Source organism: Streptomyces phytophilus, from assembly GCF_013870535.1.
GTDB classification, from domain to species: Bacteria; Actinomycetota; Actinomycetes; order Streptomycetales; family Streptomycetaceae; genus Streptomyces; species Streptomyces phytophilus.
The window spans coordinates 1-3,906 of the sequence record NZ_JACBXC010000552.1 but is presented as its reverse complement, the minus strand read 5'-3'; the positions used below and the strand labels follow the sequence as shown (position 1 = coordinate 3,906).

Genomic DNA, 3,906 nt, shown 5'->3' with positions numbered 1-3,906 from the left:
CAGGGCCGCCCGCCTGGCGCTCGTGGACGGCGCGCCGGGGCTGGTGTGGATGCAGCAGGGGCGGCCGAGGATCGCGTTCGCCCTCGCCGTCGCCGACGACACCATCGTCGGCATCGACGCAATCGCCGACCCGGAGCACCTCGGCAGGCTGGGGCTGCGCCCACTCGACGGCTGACCCCCAAGGACCTCCCGGCCGGGTCCGCCGCTCAGCCGTGATCAGCCGCGAACACCCTCATCCGCGGCTCCTCGGCGGCCTGTCCGGGGCCGTCCCCGACCGGGACCACCACGTTCACCACCGTGAGCTGCTGGCCGCAGTTGGGGCACGCGTGCGCGGTGCCGAGACCCGGTGGCTCCGCGCCCCGCGGGGCCGGCCCCTCCGCCCGGGGCGCGGCGCCGCCCGCCCCGGCGGCGGCCCGCCGGTGCTGGCCGCGCCACCACCGTGCCTTGCACCGCGGTCCGCAGAACCTCCGGTTGGGGCTGCTGCTCGTCCAGGTGAACTCGGCACCGCACTCGGCGCAGTGCCGGGTCTGGCTGACCATGGGTCCTCCTCGTCCGGCGCGGCGGGGCCGGCGCCGTCGGTTCGGGGTTTGGTGACAAGTAGATCGGGGGGAGGGTTACTGCGCCGGAACACCTGCTGTAACCGCGGTGCAACCCACGGTCCGCCCTTTGCGGTGGTTGAGGTGAGAGCAGGCGCAGGAGGGGAGCGCTGTCACCGCGCTGCAACCTGCCGCCACGGATGATGGGACCAGCACGGTTGAACGCGTGCGGCCCCGGTCGGCGGACCGCGGCCCTGCGGAGCAGGCCGGCGGTCGTCCGGTCGGTTGACGAGGAAGCGCGTCGCAGATCGGCAGGTGAGGTGCGCAGCATGTCCATGGGAGAGACGCGCGGAACCGGCCCCGTGACGAACCCGGCGGTCCGCTCTTCGGGCCACCCGCCCGCGAGCCAGTCTCCGGTGCCGACGTCCCCGGCGCCGTCCCGTCCCCCCAACCGCCTGTCCGTGAACGGCCGTTCCACCACGCACCGTACGGCGCTGTCCCTTCCGCCCGGCCTGCCGCTGGCCGAATGGAGCCATCTGGGGCGACAGATCTTCGTTATCGCCGATTCGTCGGCCTGGTGGCTCGGCGACTGGCTCATCTACGGCAGGAGCCACTACCCGGACCGCTACAAACGCGCGCTGGCCGAGACCTCATTCGATTATCAGACTCTTCGGAACTACGCCTGGGTGGCGGGGAAATTCCATCCTTCGAGACGCCGGGACAAGCTCAGCTTCCAGCATCACGCAGAGGTCGCCGGGATGTCCGTGAGCGAGCAGGACGCGTGGCTGACCCGGGCGGAACGGGGGAACTGGACCCGCAGTGAACTCCGCAAGCAGATCCGGGCGAGCCGCCGGGTGGCCGCGGAAGGGGCGGGTTCCTCGCTCGTCCAGATGAGCGTCGTGCCGGAGCGCCGGGTGCGGTGGCAGAAGGCCGCCGAGGCGGTTGGTCTGGAACTGATGGAATGGATGGTCCTGATGCTGGACGAGGCGGCAGAGGAGCCCTTTGCCGATGCCTCCGGGTAACCGGCGGGCGGAGGAACTCCCGGTAGAGGTACGGGTGTTGGTGGCGTCGGTCTGCCCCTTTGCGTACGCTCAACGGAATGTTCCATTCCGGTAACCTCTCTCCCGGTTCCCGCAGCTTGTCCCGCCGGCGGGACAAGGTGGCCGGATTCCCGCGGTTTCCCGGACCGAAATCATTCGGTGAATGTGTGACTGGCGGGATCTTTGAGGTGGAAATTATCCGGACTCTCCCCTTCCGCCCCGGGCGAGCTGTGATTTTGAAGAGCGCTCATGCGCGGCACATGTCAAATGCCTTGTGTGGTGGTGTGTGTTCGCTGAGGCGTGGGGTGTCTGATCGGGGACGGCGCTGTTAGAGTCGATGTCCGAACGGGGGAACATTCGCTCGCTTCGCCCGGGAACGAAGCCGAGCAGCGGGGGAGAGTTCGAATGACGTCGACTGCGGGGATGGGTCCCCGCGTCGATCCGACGTCATTCCGATCACCCTCACTTCCCCTGTGCCGAGAGGTCTGACCTCTCGGCCGCCGATTCAGTGGCGACCACATCAGTACGGCTGCGTCAAGGGATTGTTCGAGTTCCGGTAATCGCACAAATGGGTTCGGGTCACGGCCCGGCTCACCGGAAGTTGGATCGGGGAGGAATTGAAGTTGACGTCCGTGCAGGGGCATCTCGATCAGATGCCGGTCGAGGTCGAAGTCCGCAGTTTACGGAGAGCGGGCTCGCCTCGGACTTCGGGAGAAGACCGAGAGCATGTAAGAGTACTGGCGCAGGCACAAGCCGAACTCCCGCCCATCGTCGTACACCGCGCAACCATGCGGGTCATCGATGGGCTTCATCGACTGCGGGCCGCCGAGCTTCGCGGTCAGGACACCATCGCCGTCCGCTTCTTCGACGGGACCGAGGCGGACGCCTTCGTCCTCGCCGTGGAGTCGAACATCGCCCACGGGCTGCCGCTGACCATGGCGGACCGGAAGCGGGCGACGAGCAGGATCATACTGTCGCATCCGCAGTGGTCGGACCGGATGATCGCGTCGGTGACGGGCATCGCCCCGGCGACCGTCGCGGCCATTCGCCGGCGCGAGTCGGCGGACACCGCCGCCACCGGCCACCGGGTCGGCCAGGACGGCCGCGTACGGCCCCTCAACGGCAGCGAGGGGCGCAGGATCGCGAGCCGGATGATCACCGAGAATCCAAGCCTGTCGCTGCGGCAGGTCGCCCGGGCCGCGGGGATCTCCCCGGAAACGGTCAGGGACGTCAGAAACCGCATGCGCAGGGGAGAGGGTCCGCTGCCGGTGCCGCGGCAGCGCACTACGGCACGCGTCGAGAGCAGACCGAAGGTGGTGGCGGTATCCGCCGGGGTCGCAACGAAGGCGGCGGCGGTCCGGATAACGGTCGACGACCGGGGCGCGGCGGTGAACCGGCTGAAGGCCGACCCGGCGCTGCGGCTGAGCGAAACCGGCCGGACGCTCCTTCGGCTTCTCAACATCCACACGCTCAGCGGTGACGAGTGGGAGGAGATCATCGGCAACGTACCCGCGCACTGCCGCGGCGTCGTCGCCCAGCTGGCGCGCGAATGCGCCGGCGTCTGGAAGGACATCGCGATGCGGATGGAACGCGAGAGCGCCCGCCCGCTGTGACCGCGGAGCCTTCCGCCCATCGCGAGGCACTGCAGGGAAGTGCGACAGGTGACTGAGGCAGGAAAGCAGGGTGAACCTGCCGTCCTACGGCGGCCGTCCCTGCACGGCGTGCGTGTCTTCGTCATGGTGCTGGGATGAAGACACGCACGTCCTGCCGCCCTGCCGGCGACATCCCACCGGTGTCCAACCATCCGAAACAAGCTGTTGGACGGCCCGGGTCCACCGCGTGTCGGCGGACCCGGGCCTGAGCGTTACGGGGCAGCCCTCAGGGCGCCGTCCCCGAGCCGCCGCCCGTCTCGCCGCGTACGGTGCGCAGTTCGCGGGCGTCCGCGACGTCCGTGCAGCCGGAGAGCCCGAGCGAGTCCCGCAGTTCGTCGCCCAGCAACTCCAGCACACGCCGCGCACCCGCCTCACCGGCCGCGGCGACCCCCCAGATCACCGGCCGCCCCACCAGCACGCCCCGCGCGCCGAGCGCGAGGGCCCGCAGCACGTCCGTCCCGCTGCGGACACCGCTGTCCATCAGTACCTCGCAGTCGTCCCCCGCCGCCGCGACGGCATCCGGAAGCGCGTCGATACTGGCCACCGCGCCGTCCAACTGCCGTCCGCCGTGGTTGGAGACCACGATCGCGTCCACACCCGACTCCGCCGCGCGCCGGGCGTCCCGCGCGTCGAGCACGCCCTTGAGCACCAGCGGCAGCCGCGTGTGCGCCCGCAGCG

4 protein-coding genes are annotated in these 3,906 nt (G+C 70.0%); 2 read left to right on the top strand and 2 right to left on the bottom strand.

Going from position 1 to position 3,906, the window contains the following annotated elements:
• Positions 1-206: 206 nt before the first annotated feature.
• Positions 207-539: a DNA gyrase inhibitor YacG gene (locus H5J30_RS21125; protein ID WP_181788964.1), complete on the bottom strand. Its 333-nt coding sequence runs from the start codon at positions 537-539 to the stop codon at positions 207-209.
• A gap of 458 nt (positions 540-997) precedes the next feature.
• Between H5J30_RS21125 and H5J30_RS21120 the strand changes: the two genes are divergently transcribed.
• Complete coding sequence (locus H5J30_RS21120; RefSeq protein ID WP_309505592.1) at positions 998-1,558, top strand: LmbU family transcriptional regulator; 561 nt, start codon at positions 998-1,000, stop codon at positions 1,556-1,558.
• Positions 1,559-2,364: 806 nt separating this feature from the next.
• Complete coding sequence (locus H5J30_RS21115) at positions 2,365-3,189, top strand: ParB/RepB/Spo0J family partition protein (RefSeq protein ID WP_445194951.1); 825 nt, start codon at positions 2,365-2,367, stop codon at positions 3,187-3,189.
• A gap of 265 nt (positions 3,190-3,454) precedes the next feature.
• Here H5J30_RS21115 and H5J30_RS21110 read toward each other — a convergent pair.
• Positions 3,455-3,906: alpha-hydroxy acid oxidase (locus tag H5J30_RS21110; protein WP_181788962.1), on the bottom strand; the 452-nt coding region annotated here is incomplete at its 5' end.

Excerpts from the sequence above, each read along its gene's own strand:
- H5J30_RS21115 (WP_445194951.1), top strand. The coding sequence starts at position 2,365 with ATGCGGGTCATCGATGGGCTTCATCGACTGCGGGCCGCCGAGCTTCGC.
- H5J30_RS21125 (WP_181788964.1), bottom strand. The coding sequence starts at position 539 with ATGGTCAGCCAGACCCGGCACTGCGCCGAGTGCGGTGCCGAGTTCACC.